At 39.4% G+C, this 16,380-nt stretch carries 12 protein-coding genes; 9 read left to right on the forward strand and 3 right to left on the reverse strand.

Going from position 1 to position 16,380, the window contains the following annotated elements:
- The first annotated feature begins 14 nt into the window (after window positions 1–14).
- Window positions 15–2,999 carry a UvrD-helicase domain-containing protein gene (locus tag ACWIWK_RS08385; RefSeq protein WP_454152350.1) on the forward strand — a complete coding sequence of 995 codons (2,985 nt, stop codon included), beginning with the start codon at window positions 15–17 and terminating at the stop codon, window positions 2,997–2,999.
- A 63-nt stretch (window positions 3,000–3,062) separates the two neighbouring features.
- Here the strand turns inward: ACWIWK_RS08385 and ACWIWK_RS08390 are convergent, their stop codons facing one another.
- Both ACWIWK_RS08390 and ACWIWK_RS08395 read right to left on the reverse strand, forming a co-directional pair.
- Window positions 3,063–4,151, reverse strand: a complete 1,089-nt coding sequence (locus ACWIWK_RS08390) for a type I restriction endonuclease (RefSeq protein ID WP_454152351.1) — start codon at window positions 4,149–4,151, stop codon at window positions 3,063–3,065.
- A gap of 135 nt (window positions 4,152–4,286) precedes the next feature.
- Complete coding sequence (locus ACWIWK_RS08395) at window positions 4,287–5,891, reverse strand: inorganic phosphate transporter (RefSeq protein ID WP_454152352.1); 1,605 nt, start codon at window positions 5,889–5,891, stop codon at window positions 4,287–4,289.
- 393 nt (window positions 5,892–6,284) lie between these two features.
- On the opposite strand from ACWIWK_RS08395, the gene ACWIWK_RS08400 reads away from it, so the two are divergent.
- The 5 genes from ACWIWK_RS08400 to ACWIWK_RS08420 are packed head-to-tail and all read left to right on the forward strand — an operon-like array spanning window position 6,285 to window position 12,227.
- On the forward strand, window positions 6,285–7,451 hold the full coding sequence (locus tag ACWIWK_RS08400) for a hydrogenase small subunit (RefSeq protein ID WP_454152353.1): 1,167 nt from the start codon (window positions 6,285–6,287) through the stop codon (window positions 7,449–7,451).
- Window positions 7,452–7,461: 10 nt separating this feature from the next.
- A complete protein-coding gene (locus tag ACWIWK_RS08405) occupies window positions 7,462–9,192 on the forward strand; it encodes a nickel-dependent hydrogenase large subunit (protein ID WP_454152354.1) in 1,731 nt (576 codons plus the stop codon).
- A 24-nt stretch (window positions 9,193–9,216) separates the two neighbouring features.
- The gene (gene cybH, locus ACWIWK_RS08410) at window positions 9,217–9,960 is read left to right on the forward strand and encodes a Ni/Fe-hydrogenase, b-type cytochrome subunit (RefSeq protein WP_454152355.1); all 744 of its coding nucleotides are present in this window, start codon (window positions 9,217–9,219) and stop codon (window positions 9,958–9,960) included.
- Between the two features lie 2 nt (window positions 9,961–9,962).
- Entirely contained in the window at window positions 9,963–10,514 is a 552-nt protein-coding gene (locus ACWIWK_RS08415) for a HyaD/HybD family hydrogenase maturation endopeptidase (RefSeq protein ID WP_454152356.1), read from the forward strand.
- Window positions 10,515–10,535: 21 nt separating this feature from the next.
- Window positions 10,536–12,227, forward strand: a complete 1,692-nt coding sequence (locus ACWIWK_RS08420) for a hypothetical protein (RefSeq protein ID WP_454152357.1) — start codon at window positions 10,536–10,538, stop codon at window positions 12,225–12,227.
- Between the two features lie 4 nt (window positions 12,228–12,231).
- On the opposite strand, the gene ACWIWK_RS08425 is transcribed toward ACWIWK_RS08420, so the two are convergent.
- Complete coding sequence (locus ACWIWK_RS08425) at window positions 12,232–13,272, reverse strand: bifunctional 3,4-dihydroxy-2-butanone 4-phosphate synthase/GTP cyclohydrolase II (protein ID WP_454152358.1); 1,041 nt, start codon at window positions 13,270–13,272, stop codon at window positions 12,232–12,234.
- Window positions 13,273–13,424: 152 nt separating this feature from the next.
- Between ACWIWK_RS08425 and ACWIWK_RS08430 the strand changes: the two genes are divergently transcribed.
- The 3 genes from ACWIWK_RS08430 to ACWIWK_RS08440 are packed head-to-tail and all read left to right on the forward strand — an operon-like array spanning window position 13,425 to window position 16,347.
- Complete coding sequence (locus tag ACWIWK_RS08430; protein WP_454152359.1) at window positions 13,425–14,834, forward strand: hypothetical protein; 1,410 nt, start codon at window positions 13,425–13,427, stop codon at window positions 14,832–14,834.
- Complete coding sequence (gene lpoB / locus ACWIWK_RS08435; RefSeq protein ID WP_454152360.1) at window positions 14,831–15,466, forward strand: penicillin-binding protein activator LpoB; 636 nt, start codon at window positions 14,831–14,833, stop codon at window positions 15,464–15,466. Before ACWIWK_RS08430 ends, lpoB begins: the two co-directional genes overlap by 4 nt.
- Window positions 15,467–15,471: 5 nt before the next feature.
- On the forward strand, window positions 15,472–16,347 hold the full coding sequence (locus ACWIWK_RS08440) for an LPP20 family lipoprotein (protein WP_454152361.1): 876 nt from the start codon (window positions 15,472–15,474) through the stop codon (window positions 16,345–16,347).
- Window positions 16,348–16,380: the final 33 nt, after the last annotated feature.

The following is a 16,380-nucleotide window of genomic DNA, read 5'->3' on the forward strand; positions in this document are numbered from 1 at the left end:
ATTAAGTTAAGCTAATGATAAATACAAATTTTATCGACACGCTACTTGCATTCTTTGGCTTTGGGATTATGCGAAAAAGAGCGATTTTGCGTAAAAATATAGCGCGATTAGAAAGCAATCTTAAAATCTTTGCACGAATTGAAATTGATGAAAAGATTTACACTCTAGCGCAAGATTTAGCCACGCATTTGCCACATAATGCCAAAACCACGCAAACGCTCAATGCCTTTAATCACACTACTTTGCTTGTCAAAAGCCATAATGACGCATTCGCGCGATTAACACAAAATCTAAATGAGGCACTCACAAAGCACAGCACAAAGAAGATTTTAAAAAATATCGATAGCTACCCTTTGGAGAGAATCCGCGCTATAAATGAAATCGCATTGCAAGTCGCCACATATAAATTGCCAAATTCACTCACACAAAAAGATAGTTACTTGCGTTATATGCGCGATATTGGCGAGATTTTTGATAACTACAACACGATATTAAAACAACATAGTCTTATCAAAGATTTTCAAAACCTTGATTTGTGCTTAAAAGATGAATTTATCGATGGCAAAAATGCGAAAAAAATGCTTGATTTAATCAAAAATATACAAGATTTTGGGACAAAATTTTACGCCACGCCCAAATGCACCGAAGCACTAATCAAGCGACATAATGAGGATTTTATAGAAAGGCACATAAAAGATAGCATTTTTGAAAACATTAACGGCAGGAGTTTAGATTTAGACCAAAGGAGGGCTGTGCTAACTGATAGTAGCTCAATTCTTACAATCGCTGGGGCAGGGGCAGGCAAGACACTCACCATTTGTGGCAAGCTAAAATGGCTACTTTCGCGTGGAAAAGCAAGCGAGAACGAAATCTTGCTTTTGTCATATTCTCGCGCTTCAGCTAAAGATTTGCAAGAAAAAGCGCATTTGATAAATCCTAATCTAAAAGTCAAAACCTTTCATTCGCTAGGATTAGAAATCCTTAGTCAAAATCTATCCACAAAGCCACTTATAGAGGAGCAAGATATATCTGTATATATTCGCAAGATTTTTGCAGAATCTAAAAATTGGCATATATTATGGGATATTTTTCGATTTTGCACGCTGTATCCGCTTGGCAATAGCGAGATGACTTATCAAACGCTAGGCGAAAAATTTGCCTTTTTGAAACAAGCAAATTTCACTACGCTAAAAGATATACTCTCAACGCCCACACATTCAAGTAAGCGACTCCAAACTCTGCAAAAAGAGCGCGTAAAAAGCTATGAGGAGCTAATCATCGCAAATTTTCTTTTTATAAATGGCGTGGAATATGACTACGAAAAACCCTATAAAATCGACACTGCCACCCCGCACAAACGGCAATATACGCCTGATTTTTACCTTAAAGATTATGATATATATTTGGAGCATTATGGCATTGACAAAAATGGCGAAACGCCACAATATCCACCAAAAGATGCTTTAAAGTATAAAGAAGCAATGGCGTGGAAGCGACAAACGCATAAAGAAAATGGCACGATTTGCATAGAGACTTATTCGTATGAGTTTAGCGAAGGCAAAATCTTTGAATCATTAAAGCAAAAATTGCAAGATAATGGCGTAACGCTTAAACCGCTTAATAAAGAGCAGATTTCAAACGCACTCAATGACATTTATGAAAGCTATGATGTAAAATCATTTTTTACACTCATTGCAAGTTTTTTAAATCTTTATAAAGCTCGTTATCCTAACGCCCAAAATTTCCAAACGCTCAAAAACCAAAATCAAGGCTTAGATTATGACAACAAACGAGCGCGGTTGTTTTTGGATATTTGCAAGTATTTTTATGAGGGCTATTATGAAAATCTGCGAAGTGAGGGGAAAATCGATTTTGATGATATGATAATGCGCGCTATTGAGATAATCCCAAATCTGCAAAATTATCGCTACAAATACATTATCGTAGATGAATTTCAAGATATTTCACAAAGTAGGACACGCTTTTTGCAAACCTTAATCAAAAATGGGGATTCTAAATTATTTGCTGTGGGTGATGATTGGCAGGCGATTTATCGCTTCGCAGGCTGTGATATAAATATCTTTTTAGATTTTAGCGCGTATTTTAGCGATGTAAGTATTTGCTATATCACTTCTACGCATAGAAACTCACAAGAACTCCAAGATATTATCGAGCCTTTTATCACAGCAAATACGCAACAAATCAGCAAACATATCCGCTCTAAAAAAAGCCAAGAAAATCCCATAAGAATCCTCTATCATAATAATGACATAGAATCCGCTTTTAAAAAGGCTTGTGATGAGATTTTAAATCTAAACAAAAATGCGCAAGTGCTAGTGCTAGGCAGAAATAATAAAGATGAGGACAAAATCTCTCGAGCATTATTTCATTTAAAACGCAATACCAACTTGAATCTAGATTTTAAAACCGTGCATAAATCAAAGGGATTAGAGGCTGAATTTGTGATTTTACTCAACGGCGATGGTGGGCGAGGTGGATTTCCTAATACCATAGAGGACGATAAACTTTTGGAATTAGTCTTAGGCAAAAAGGATACATACCCGTATGCAGAAGAACGGCGGTTATTTTATGTGGCTTTGACGCGCACAAGAAGTATTGTCTATGTGCTATCAAATCAAAACAATCCATCAATCTTTGTCAAAGAAATTGATAGCACGATAAAGGACGCCAAAGCAGATTCTGCGTTGCAAACTTGTCCGCATTGCAGTGGCAAACTGAAACTACGAAGCACAAGAAACAGCGACACGACAAAGCCATTTTATGGTTGTGAGCATTATCCATATTGCGATTATGTGATTTTTGATATTGATTCTGTCTTGTGGGATTTGTCTTGCCATGATTGTGGGGATTATCTGCGCGTAAGATTTGGTAAGTATGGCAAATTTATTTCTTGCAATGGCTATCCGTATTGTAGTTATACAAAGAATTTGAAAGGCGATTTATCGCAATCAAATATCGTAAAAAGGCGCGAATCATAAACGCACTTACAAAATTCTGTCCTAAACAAATCCCGAGCTAATGAAGTGCGAATTTATGTGAATCTAAAGATTTTTCATTCGCCTATCTAGTGCTTCATTAAGCTCTTTTTTATATTTATAGATTTCATCAATGTGATTTATATCGATTCGCTTTTCACTCTCTAGGCTTACTACAAGGTATTTTTTGCCACCATCAAGGTAAAATCTACAAATCCATTTCGTTACTTTATTATCAAAGAGCACACCAAAATAACTTCGTGTATCTTTGTAGCTTATCTGTTCAAGTGCGATGTCGCCACGCTCGGCGAAAATACCCTTGACTATGTAGAATGCCTGTAGCTCTTCTTCTGTAGTAACTATGCCACTTTCCTCGTTTTCAACTACTTCGCTTGAATCTTGACTTTGCGCTTGGGCTATTTCGTTTTTAATTTCTGTGATTTTGTCATTTGCTAAATCATTGATTAAGTTTCGCAAGGTTTTCTTAATGGGTTCTTTAAACTCATCTTTTACACTTTGCGTAACTCTGCGCGATTCGCCAATGATTTGCCTTGCAAAAAACTCTACAAAATCATCGCTAGGATTTTCTATCTCTTTTTTGAAAATCTCTTGAATCTGCTGACGATAGAGATTTGTCTTTGCCACTTTTTTAATCTCATCGACATTGAGCGAATCTTTGGCAAATCGTTGCAATTCGGCTATATCTCTATCCTTTGGCTTTTCAAAGTTGATTGTTAAAAACGGTGTTTTGTCCATCACATTGTCTTTTTCAATGTCAGAGAAAAAGCGATACTCTATACCATTTGTCAAAATCCCAAAACGACAGCCATATTTCCCCGCGCAAACTTGAAAATATCGCACAAGCTGGTTGTTGTGATTGTCTAAATTTTCTTTGTGGTGCTTGACTTCGATAAGCACGAGTGGTGCGCCGTTACTTAAAATCGCATAATCGACTTTTTCGCCTTTCTTTGTGCCAATGTCTGCGGTGTATTCGGGCTTTATGACATTCGTATCAAAGACATTATAACCCAAAGCGTGTAAAAATGGCAGGACGAAAGATTGCTTGACTTCCTCTTCGGTGTGAATCTTGTCTTTGTCACTTTGTTTTATCTTTTCGATGAGTGGTTTGAGTGCGGTTTTGATTTCTTGCTCCATTTGCATTCCTTTAAAATGTAATAAGGAATGATACTGCCCCCCCCCCTTAAAAACTGCTTAAGCGAATAAAAGTTTTAGCGATTTCTCATATCTAATTTTTGAGCTAGATTCCCACATTGGGAATCTTTTGGTGCATTAAATATCAAACTCAATAAATGTAAGCATAAAGAAGCTAAGTGCTCCAAGAAGTGCTGATACAGGCACAGTAATGAGCCAAGAAGCTACGATTTTGTTAATCGCACTGCGTTTGACAAGCTCATTTTTATACGCTTTTTTCAGTCCCTTTTTGTCTTTTTTAGAGAAATTAAGTGTAACTTTAATCTTTTGTTGCTTTATAGATTCTAAAATTTCTCCCTTGCGCTTAATATTTGCTTTGTTAAAGGCGTCCAAAAATCGCTCCACTTCTTGAGAATCTTTCCCCCTATGAGCTTGGATAATGGTTTGTTGCATTTGATAATATTGCTTTTTGAGATATTCGCGCAAGAATCCCACGCCAAAGATTCCCCCAATGGTTACATGGGTAGAGCTTACGGGCAATCCTAACTGCGAAGCGATAATGACGGTTATGGCTGCACTCATCGCCACGCAAAAGGCACGAATTTTATCTAATTCAGTGATTTCGCTTCCCACCGTGCGGATAAGTCTAGGTCCATATAATGCTAGACCAATGGAGATTCCAAGCCCTCCTATAAGGAGAATCCAAAATGGCACACTCGCCTTACTTCGTATGACTTCTTCTGTGGCTTCACTCGCTTGCGTAGCGATGTCATTGAGGGCTTCATTGATAGCAGCGAGTGGTCCTACGGCATTTGAGACATCGTTTGCGCCGTGTGCGAAGCTTAGCATCGCTGCGGCAAAAATAAGCGGTATGGTGAAAAGCTCACCAATGCTTTCTTTAGAGTTTGAGAGACTTTGAGCCTTTTTCACAATGAATGGACGCGTGGCAAAAAATATAATCAACGCTAGCCCAAACGCTATAAGAGCCGCTAATCCAAAACTTATAGGAAAAAATTTCTTTAATCCCTTAATCACAAGATACACGATAAATGACCACGACATAATAAATACAAGGATAGGCACAGCGACTTTAGCAGCCTGATTCTTATCGTCCTTGTAAGTTATGGTGCGCTTAATGACAAATAAAAATATCATCGCAATCGCACCTCCCATAACGGGCGAGATAATCCAGCTTGAGACAATTCGCGCAAGCTCACCCCAATTCACCACGCCAAAGCCACCAGCGAGAATCCCAGCTCCTAAAATCCCACCCACAAGTGAATGCGTGGTAGATACAGGCGCACCAATAAAAGTGGCTAAGTGCAACCAAACCGCCGAGCTTAACAATGTCCCAAGCATTAGCATAATAAATATCTTAGAATCTGCAATAGCATCAGGCGAGATAATCCCTGATTTAATTGTGTCTGCCACTTCGCTTCCTGCGACAATCGCGCCAAGTGATTCAAAAACGGCGGCGATAAAAATCGCTCCAAAAAGTGAGATAGCATTTGAGCCCACTGCTGGTCCTACATTGTTTGCGACATCGTTTGCACCGATATTCATCGCCATATATGCTCCCACAAGCGTAGCAAACACGAGTAGCAATATGCTGTGTTTCGCGCCAAAGAATATAGCGATAAGCGAAGCAATAAAGAAGAATATAAGCACTATCGCGATTTTGATAATATCATTGATATTCTCACGATTTGCCTTGCCGATGTTTTTGAGAATTTTTGTATCCATAACCCCCTCCAAAGTTTCGTTTTATGCCTTATGATACCCAAAAACACTCGTGGTTTGTCAATAATTTTCTAATAATTTGTGTATAAATATCACAAAATGGGACATTTGACTTGTATTTTGTTAAATAACCTTGATATATGAAGCAGAATTAGACAAAAATTACAGGTTACTTTTCGTAAAAAGTTAGTGTTTTTGAGAACTTTAAATTCTAAAAATATGTTTTTTGTAGTAGAATCGCTATTAAGGATTTTATGTAGGTGTCTATTTGCTTAAAATCTTTAAAATGAGTAGATTTGGGGTGATGGTGGAGGTCTCAATGCTACATTGCTAAGGTGCTAAGGTGGCATTGTCAAATACAACAAGTAATAACAATGAAGGAAAAAGGAGGAAGCAATGAAAGCACAAATTGTGAGCGATAGTTTGCTTGCGAAGGCAGAACAAAGGCTTAAAGAATTAGAATCTCTCCCAGCTCATAACGCAGAGAGGAATCTCGTTGCAGAATTAGAAGCAAAAGGGTTTAGCCGAAGAGATTTTATGAAATGGGCTGGTGCTATGACAGCAAGTTTAGGTTTGCCAGCTACATTTACGCCACTTGTGGCTAAAAGCGCAGAGGTAGCAAATAGGACACCTGTGGTATGGCTCCATATGGCAGAATGCACAGGGTGCTCGGAGAGTTTATTGCGCACAGAATCTCCTAGCATAGATTCTCTTATCTTTGATTACATTAGCCTTGACTACCACGAGACGGTAATGGCAGCAGCGGGGTATCAAGCAAGCAAGTCATTACACGATGCAATCCATAAAGGTGGCTATATCCTTATGGTAGAGGGTGGAATCCCAGCTGGCAAGAGCGAATTTTATCTCACTATTGGCGCACAAGGCACGACAGGCGCACAAGAAGCGAGACAAGCGGTTAAAAATGCTCTAGCAGTTTTTGCTGTCGGCACTTGCTCAAGCTTTGGTGGCGTGCAAGCGGCATATCCAAATCCTACTAACGCACAACCACTCTCAAACATCACAAATGAAAAGCCTATCATCAATGTGCCCGGTTGCCCGCCAAGCGAGAAAAACATTGTGGGCAATGTGCTACACTTTATTTTGTTTGATGATTTACCAACACTTGATGCGTATAATCGCCCCACTTGGGCGTATGGATTGAGAATCCACGATTTATGCGAGCGCAGAGGGCGATTTGATGCTGGACAATTTGTAGAATCTTTTGGTGATGAGGGTGCAAAAAATGGTTATTGCCTCTACAAAGTTGGTTGTAAGGGACCATACACATTTAACAACTGCTCAAAATTGCGCTTTAACTCACACACAAGCTGGCCTATCCAAGCTGGACACGGCTGTATCGGCTGCTCAGAGCCAAACTTCTGGGACACAATGAAACCTTTTGAAGAGCCAATAGGCAATCGTTTGTTTGATACCACTTTTTCAGGTATGGGTGCGGATAAGACAGCGGATATAATCGGTGGCGTGATTTTAGGTGCAACTGCGGTGGGTATCGCCGCGCACGCGGTGCTTAGCTCAGCAACTAAGAAAAAAGAAGACGAATAAGGAGGCATAGATGACAAAACGAATTATAGTGGATCCAATTACACGGATTGAGGGGCATTTACGGATTGAAGTTGTTGTAGATGAGAATAATGTCATTCAAGATGCGTTTTCTAGCTCTACGCTTTGGAGAGGTTTAGAAAATATCGTAAAAGGTAGAGACCCACGCGATGCTGGATTCTTAGTGCAAAGAATCTGTGGTGTTTGCACTTACTCGCATTACAAGGCAGGCATTGTCGCGGTAGAAAAAGCACTTGGAATCACTCCTCCGCTTAATGCGATTTTGGTGCGCACGCTAATGAATATTTCACTTTTCTTACACGACCACTTGGTGCATTTTTATACATTGCACGGGCTTGATTGGTGCGATATAGTAAGCGCGCTTAGCGCAGATGAGAAAAAGGCAAGCGAACTTGCTTTTAAATATACCAACAATCCTATATTTACAGGACAAGATGAGCTTAAAGCCATTAAAGAGCGCGTAACGAAATTTGCTAAAGATACTTCAGGGCTTGGACCATTTGCTAATGCGTATTGGGGACACAAGACTTACCGCTTTAGCCCAGAGCAAAACCTTATTGTTGTTTCACATTATTTGCACTTGCTTGAAGTTCAACGCGTAGTGGCACAAATGATGGCGATTTTTGGTGCAAAACAACCACACCCACAAAGCCTAACCGTTGGTGGCGTAACTTCGGTAATGGATATTTTAGACCCAAGTAGATTGGGTGAGTGGCTTAGTAAGTTTAAAGATGTAGGCGACTTTGTCAATCGCGCGTATTGGGCAGACATTGTAATGGCAGCTGAAGCATACAAAGAAGAAGATTCTGTGCTCAAAGGTTGCGGACTTAAAAATTTCTTAAGCTATAAAGAAATGCAAGTCGGCGCAGATGAATGGTTGCTAAGTAGTGGTATCGTTAAAGACGGGGATTTAAGCAAGGTGTATGAAGTGGATACAGATAAAATCGCTGAAGATGCCACACATAGCTGGTATGCTGATAATGGACCATTCCACCCTTATGAGGGTAAGACAAATCCAAATTATACAGGGTTTGTTGAAGGTCCATCTATCGGACCTGATGGCAAGCAAGTTAATAATCCAATCGTTGATGAAAAGGGCAAATATTCGTGGATTAAGTCTCCGCGTTATGATGATGAGCCTATGGAAGTAGGACCGCTTGCAAGCGTGGTAGTGGGATTTGCAAGTAAGAATCCTTACATTACACCTGTGGTTGAGACATTGCTCTCTAAGACAGGATTAACTCCTGCACATCTTTTTAGCACGCTTGGGCGCACTGCTGGCAGGGCGATTGAGTGTAAGGTGATTGCTGATAATGGTATTAAAGCATTTGATAGTCTCGTGGCTAATTTGAAAAAAGATACAGCTACTTGCGCGCCTTATGTGATTGATAAAAGTAAAAGTTACAAAGGGCACTATATCGGCAATGTGCCTCGAGGAATGCTAAGCCATTGGACTAGCATCGAAAATGGCGTGATTAAGAATTATCAAGCAGTTGTGCCTAGCACTTGGAATGCGGGACCGATAGATAGAAATGGTAAAAAAGGGCCTTATGAGATGAGTCTCATTGGCACAAAGATGAAAGACATCACTCAACCTTTAGAGATTATCCGCCATATTCACTCTTTTGACCCTTGCATTGCGTGTGCGGTGCATGTGATGGATACGAAGGGAAATGAACTTAGTCAATACAAAGTCGAGCCATCTGTCTCGCCATTGCGCTAGATTCTAAGTTATAAGGAGGGTAAAATGCCACATACAATTCCTATGGAAAAAAAAGAATTTCATATCCATAAAGAGTTCTCTGCTCTAACGAGAATCTTTCACTGGATTAGGGCGTTTTGCATTTTTTTGCTTATCGCTACGGGCTTTTACATTGCGTATCCGTTTTTGCACGCTGTAGGTGAATACAAAAGCGTAACACTTGTGAGCGAGAGTGCTAGTTATAATGTAAATGCTTTTACGGGGTATTTGCAAGCATATATTCGTAGTTTTCATATCGTGTTGGGTTTTGCGTTGATTGCTGTTTCATTTTTCCGCGTGTATTTGTTTTTCTTTGATAAGGAATCTAAGCCAGAACGCGTATCGTTTCATCAAGTGCTTAACCCAAAAGTATGGATTGAGCAAATTAAGGTGTATATGTTAATTGGCAAGCACCCACACATTTATGGGACATACAATCCATTGCAGTTTGCGACTTACTTTGGACTTGGGGTTTTGGTGCTTGTCATTTCACTTACAGGCGTTGTTTTATATTACAATGTCTATGATGATGGGCTTGGAGCAGTTTTAAAGGTATTTTTTAAGTGGTTTGAAGTGCTTTGTGGTGGATTGGCAAATGTGAGAAACATTCACCATATCGTTACTTGGGCGTTTATTATCTTTATACCTGTGCATATTTATCTTGCCGTGTGGAACTCTGTGAAATATCCAAATGGCGGAGTTGATGCGATTGTAAGTGGAATGCGCTATACTGATGAGGTCAAAGTTTAACATTGAAAATTTTGGTTCTTGGCATTGGCAATATCCTCTTTGGTGATGAGGGTATTGGCGTGCATTTGGCGCATTTTATGAAAAGAAGCTACGAATTTACTCCCATAGATACATCTAGTGATATTACGCTGGATTTCACTGATGGCGGGACAATGGCTCAAATGCTAATCCCGCTTATTACTTCGTATGACAAAGTGCTTATTTTTGATTGTGTAGATGTGAATAATGGCAACATCGGCGATGTCTATGCTTTTAGTTTTGATACGATTCCAAATATTATTACTTGGGCTGGTAGCGCACACGAAGTGGAAATGCTCCAAACGCTTAGAATGATTGAGCTAAGCGGTGATTTGCCTCCTGTGTTCATTATTGGGATTATCCCTGAAGTCATCGGGGAGGACACAGCATTTACTTTAAGTCAGCAAGTCAAAAATGGCGCGAAAATTATGGAATCTAAAGCCATAGAGTTTTTAGAGCAAAACGGCTTAAAGGCACAAAAAGTTGCAGATTTAGATTTGCAAGAAGTGGCAAACACTTCATTTCGCGGATTTTAATGCAATACATAAAGAGGCATAATGAAGTATTATGATTTTATTTTTTCATATACTCCTTGTGGAGCGCATTCTTTCTTGCCTTTTTTTGTGAAGATTCTAAAAGACCAAGCAAAAGCGTTCGCACCAAAAGATTCTAAGCAGACAAAGTATAGGTATGGCGTGTATGAGGAAGCCTCTAATGCTGATAAAAACTCACTTCATTTTGTCATACAAAGCGACCAGCAAGATGCAGTGTTGCGCTTTGCCGATGCTTTGAGTGCGCATCTCCCATTATCATTAAACTTTGCCTTTAGCGAGATTAAAGTCTTGCTTGAGTTAGAATCACTAAAGCCCCTGCGAATTAAGGCATTGAGCAAAAAAACGCATTACTGCACGCCAAATGAGATTAGAGCATTTTTAAGCGAGCAACACTTTGGTGATGTGAGTGTCTTTGCCTACGCTAAGAAACTTCAACACACAAAAAACTTAGGTGCGTTTGTCAAAGAAATTTTTAAACAACTCCAAGATGATAAAGCAAGCCAGCCAATTTTACTCCAAAGCGCAAGAGGGCTAAAAGAGCTTAGTTTAGAGCCATTTGATGAGCCAAGTGAATGTATCGTGTGTGATATAAGCTCCTTGCAAACGCTTTTTAGAATCCAAAAGGTCGAATGTGAGCTTATGGCGAGCTTTGAGAAGCCATCAATGAGACTTCCGCCAAAGGCAGTTTTTGCCAAGCAATTTGTGCTTAATGAGTTTGGATTGGTGCTTTGCACTTTGCCTTATGATTGTGTGTTGCAGCTTCTTAGTGCGTTAATGGTGCAAAAGGAAATAACACATTTTTTTATCCGCGAGCATAAACACACAAAGGCAAGCAAGCAAGCTATCCCAAACTTTCATCACTCAAAACAACACCAAAAAATTATTACCGCAAGTGAAAATGGACTTTTTATCGATACGGCGATTGCTAGAGATAGAAGTCTTTTGGAGCTTTTTTCGCACAATGTTCCAACAGATTGCAAGACGCTTATTTTTTATCTTAGCTCAAAGCACAAAAGCGCGATTTTACTAAGAGAGCCACATATTGCTTTGGGGGAGAAAGGCTCGCTTAAAGAGATTATGATTCCACGCTTTGAGTGCAATATTGCAAAAATTTTGCACGATATTGCGAGCAATTATGAAAGCGGGGAAATGCTCGTGCAAAACTTTAAACAAAAAGTATCTTTGCAGTGTATAAAACACTTAGATTCCAAGCAAAGTGTGATGAGTGAAAACTTTATCCATATTTTTGGCATTGCAGCACTTTTGCTTGAGATGAGTGATGAAGTGCCAAAGGAAAACAATCTTTTGCAAGTTCTCTCGCGCACAAGCAAGAATCTCATTGCCAATGCCAATGAATTTGTCCATCAAAAGGGACCACGCATTGATTATCATCTTTTGCGAGAGGGCAATGCACTGCGCCTTGATTATCCTAGAATCTTTCGCTCTTCTATGAGCTTTAAATGCGCTGGAATGGAGAATGCCATTTTAGCTTATGGGTTTATTGATAGTTTTTGTGAGTTTTTAGCCACTATGGTGCGTGATATGCAGGTAAATTATGCTTTTGGGGAGGATTTTGGTGTGTTGCTTTGTGGTGATATGTTTGCACATAAGATATTTTTTACTCGTTTATTAAACTTTTTGCCTAAAAATATCTCACTTTTTTTGCCAAAAGATGGCTTTTTGGATAGAGTATAATTTCTTACTTCTGTTTAGGAAGCACTCTTTGGGTTAAGTTAAGATTAAATCCACTAATCCCGCTAAAGTTATGTAACGCACTTTGGGAATCTTCATTATGCAATAAACGAAATTGCTCAATCCCCATTTCACGCAAAATTTGCGCACCAATGCCAAGTGTTTTTAAATCTTGGTGGGGTTGCGTGCTAAGACAAATCAAATATCCACCCTCATCTTTTAGCATTTGTAAGCTTTGCATAAAGCTCTGGTGTGCGTTAAGAGGATTCTCAAAATACTCACAATCTTGCTTAATTTTATGAAAATAAATGAGCGGATTATTAAGATTATGGGAAAAGGCATACACGATGTGGCGGTTTTTTTGGTGGTCTAAAAAGACAAGTTTTTGACAAGGGTTATCAAGCAAATGAGATTCTTGTTTTGATTCTAAGCAAATAAGTTTTTCATATTGCAAGCGATATTGAATCACATCAGAGACATAGAGAATCTTTAGATTGTGTTTCTTGGCAAATGCTATAAGGTCGTTGTTGCGTGCCATTTGTCCATCGGCTTTCATAATTTCGCAAATGACACTAATAGGTTTCAACCCTGCTAAAGTGCAAATATCCACACTTGCCTCTGTGTGTCCTGTGCGCACGAGCACGCCACCATTTTTGGCGATGAGAGGAAATATATGTCCGGGTCGCACGAAGTCTTTTGGAGTTGTGTGCTCTTGGCACATAAGTTGAATGGTTAAATCTCTCTCTTGGGCGGAGATTCCCGTTTTTGCGCTTGCCGCATCAATAGAAATGGTAAAGGCGGTTTCGTGGTTAGAGCTATTGGATTCTACCATTGGCTCTAAATCTAGCTTTTTGGCGATGTCATTGGTAAGTGAGACGCAAATAAGCCCTCTTGCTTCTGTCGCCATAAAGTTGATTTTCTCAGCAGTGCTAAAAATCCCTGCCATAACCAAATCGCCCTCATTTTCTCTATCTTCATCGTCCATTATGATAATTATCTCGCCTTGCCTTATGGCTTGTATAGCTTCATTCACGCGTTGTATATACATTAGGTTAAGCCTTTGTTGAAAGTTTTGGCAATTATAGCCTAAAATATTCAAATAATTTTTGATTGAAATTTTACAAACAAAATGTTACAATTCGCGTATTTTTATCACAGCAAAATATTTTAACATTCCTAGAATCTAAGGATTATTACATAATGAAAAACACACTTTTGCTTAGTAGCATTGTCCTTGTTATTTGGGTTTTTAATGGATGCTCGCACAAAGGCACAATGGAGGAATTTAACAAAAAGTATTATGGCGGACATTTGCAGAGTGCCTATGACTTCGCTCATAAAAGAGCGGTAAAAAACGATGATTCTGTGTTATGGGGGTTTCAAGCGGGCGTTACGGGAATTCAGCTTGGCAATAAAGAGAGCTTTAATGTGCTAGAATCTACCGAACAAGTCTTTAATCAATATGAAGCGCAGGGCTTGCTCTCTGGGATATTTAGTAATGTAGGCGCAGTGGTGGTAAATGAAAATGTCAAAACTTATCGCGGAAACATCTATGAGGGCGTGCTAATGAATTATTATAAAGCACTGCTAGCGATGCAAAGTGGCAACAATGCACTTGCTCGCGTAGAGTTTAACCGCGCCAATGATAGACAACGGCGTGCAAAAGATTATTATCGAAAGGACATTCAGCGAGCCCTGCAAAAACAACAAGAAGAAGATTCTGATACTATGGCTAAAGTGAATCAATCTGCCACACAGGGTGCTCTTCAATCACAGCTTGGCAATCAATACGCAAAATTACGAGATTTTAAGGCGTATAATAATTTCATCAATCCTGCGGTAAGTTATGTTTCTGGGTTATTTTTCTTTTTGGAATCAGATTATGCGAAATCGCTTGATTTATACAAGCAAGCCTATGGAATGACACAAGCAGAAGTTATTGATGAGGATATTAGCGCGCTAAGGGCTAGACAAAAGGGCGATAAGACTACTTATACTTGGCTTATCATCGAAGATGGCAAAAGCCCGCAAAAAGAAGATGTTTCGCTCGATTTCCCAGCGTATTTGGTAAGTAGCAATGTCTTGCATGTAGGAGTTTCTGTGCCAGCATTGCTAGATGGAGAGGATTTTCATATAGGGCTTGGCGTGAGGGGAGAATCTCTAAACAAAAAAGCCTCGCTTATCGCCAATGTAGAGGGCATTATCACTAATGAATTTCACGAGCAATTACCATTTGTGCTTACGCGTGCGATGAGTTCGGCTATACTTAAGGCTATTACGCAGTCTGTCCTCCAAGAGCAAGCTGGAGCGTATGGGTTGCTTGCTGGAGTGATATATTCAGCGGTGAGCACTTCAGCAGATGTGAGAATCTCAAGTGTGCTCCCAAACAAAGTGTATGCGCTTCGTATCCCTAATGAAGTGGGAAATTATGAGTTATTTGCTTTTCACACATTGTTGCGTTTTGCTATCAATGAAGAATGTAATACACCAAATAATTTGGTTTTGTGTCAAAAAAGTGATAATATTCTATACATTCGGTTACGACAAAAGGATTTGAGTTATCAGATTCTGCGTGGTGCTAATTCAATCAAAACAAAGGAACACAAATGAAAACATTAACAATTAAAGAGCTAATAAGTGGTGTAAAGATTTTTTGTGCAAGTATGATGGTGCTTGCTTTTAGCGCGTGTGGTGAGCCTACATATATAGATACGGCTGATTCTAAGTCTTATACAAGTATGGGGCTTGATTACCACGATATTGAAAGTGTAGCGCAAAAAAGCGTAGCCTCGCTTTTGGAGAGTGATTATGTCCAAAAGATTAAAAGCCCAAAAGTGCTTGTGATTTCAGACATTATAAATGATACAATGCAGACTATTGATGTGGAGCAATTAAGTCGTAAAGTAGCGCGTGATATGCGAAATAGCGGGAAGTTCAAACTTTCATTAGCCCTCGCTGGCTCAGGCGCACAACAAGATAAAATGGTAAATAGAGTGCGAAAAACCACAAGAGACAATGACGAATACGACCAATACTCAGTCATTGAAAAAGGGCAACTCAAAGGTGCGCAACTTTCACTTTCTGGCAAAATTTATCAAAAAAATGTCCGCGTAAAGGGAAGCAAGCAACGCACGGATTACTTTTTCTTACTTACATTGCTTGATTTAGCCACAGGAGAGGTGATTTGGGACGAAGAAGTCAATATCATTAAACTTGGGTCAAATAAATCAGTGAGCTGGTAGGCAATATGCGAAATAACATTGTTTGTTCATTATTTGTGGGTTTGTTGTTTGTGGCGTGTGCTGGGAGTTCTGGTGTGCCAAGCTGGTTTTATAACTCCGCTAGTGATGAAAAAAATCTCTACGGTGTGGGGAGCAATAAGGATTTGCAAAGAGCCAAAGATATGGCATTAAGCGATATGCTTTCCACCCTTATGGTTGGGATTCAATCAAAAACAAATGTATCAAGTAGCTTTAGCGATGGCAGAGAATCTAATAGCATTAAAGAAAATATTAGCAAAGAAACTGCCCGCACTACACTGCGAAATATCAACTATAAAGTGCAAACCCATGACAATACATATTTTGTGCGTGCGCATATTGCCAAGAGCGATTTTATCAATCAGCTTAAAGAAGAGAACAAAAAGTCCATTCAAAAACTCCAAGCACTTAATATCCAATGCGATGATATTTCGCTCACTCAGCACAACGCACTAAAAATGGAGCTCGCAAGGCAAGCACAAACACAGGGCTATCTTAGTGCGCTTGGTAGTAGCGGGTTGTCATTTTTGGAATACAGCGATATATTTGAGCGTAATTCACCAAAGCCAAAGATTGCTCTTCTCATCAACGAAGAGAGCAAACAAGGCGGCAGAGAGCTTAAAAATGCCTTGCAAAAGGAGTTGGTGAAATTTTACCGCTTAGATTCTAAGGCAAGCCAAAAGGCTTTTGTTTCATTCACTCTTTCTTATAACGAAATGAGCGCGGAGATTAAGATTGTAGATTGTAATGGCAATGCTACTTTTGTGGAGGAATTTAGAGAATCTTCTAAGAATGCTGATACCACGCGTTTGGCAAATAGAATCGGTGTGCTTTTGTATAAAAAACTTAACGCTCAAGAATAATCACAACATTGCAGGGCAATCCCTGCAGGCAAT

The sequence above is a fragment of the Helicobacter sp. 23-1048 genome (assembly GCF_053654545.1).

Excerpts from the sequence above, each read along its gene's own strand:
- ACWIWK_RS08385 (WP_454152350.1), top strand. The coding sequence starts at position 15 with ATGATAAATACAAATTTTATCGACACGCTACTTGCATTCTTTGGCTTT.
- ACWIWK_RS08390 (WP_454152351.1), bottom strand. The coding sequence starts at position 4,151 with ATGGAGCAAGAAATCAAAACCGCACTCAAACCACTCATCGAAAAGATA.
- ACWIWK_RS08395 (WP_454152352.1), bottom strand. The coding sequence starts at position 5,891 with ATGGATACAAAAATTCTCAAAAACATCGGCAAGGCAAATCGTGAGAAT.
- ACWIWK_RS08400 (WP_454152353.1), top strand. The coding sequence starts at position 6,285 with ATGAAAGCACAAATTGTGAGCGATAGTTTGCTTGCGAAGGCAGAACAA.
- ACWIWK_RS08405 (WP_454152354.1), top strand. The coding sequence starts at position 7,462 with ATGACAAAACGAATTATAGTGGATCCAATTACACGGATTGAGGGGCAT.
- cybH (WP_454152355.1), top strand. The coding sequence starts at position 9,217 with ATGCCACATACAATTCCTATGGAAAAAAAAGAATTTCATATCCATAAA.
- ACWIWK_RS08420 (WP_454152357.1), top strand. The coding sequence starts at position 10,536 with ATGAAGTATTATGATTTTATTTTTTCATATACTCCTTGTGGAGCGCAT.
- ACWIWK_RS08425 (WP_454152358.1), bottom strand. The coding sequence starts at position 13,272 with ATGTATATACAACGCGTGAATGAAGCTATACAAGCCATAAGGCAAGGC.
- ACWIWK_RS08430 (WP_454152359.1), top strand. The coding sequence starts at position 13,425 with ATGAAAAACACACTTTTGCTTAGTAGCATTGTCCTTGTTATTTGGGTT.
- lpoB (WP_454152360.1), top strand. The coding sequence starts at position 14,831 with ATGAAAACATTAACAATTAAAGAGCTAATAAGTGGTGTAAAGATTTTT.
- ACWIWK_RS08440 (WP_454152361.1), top strand. The coding sequence starts at position 15,472 with ATGCGAAATAACATTGTTTGTTCATTATTTGTGGGTTTGTTGTTTGTG.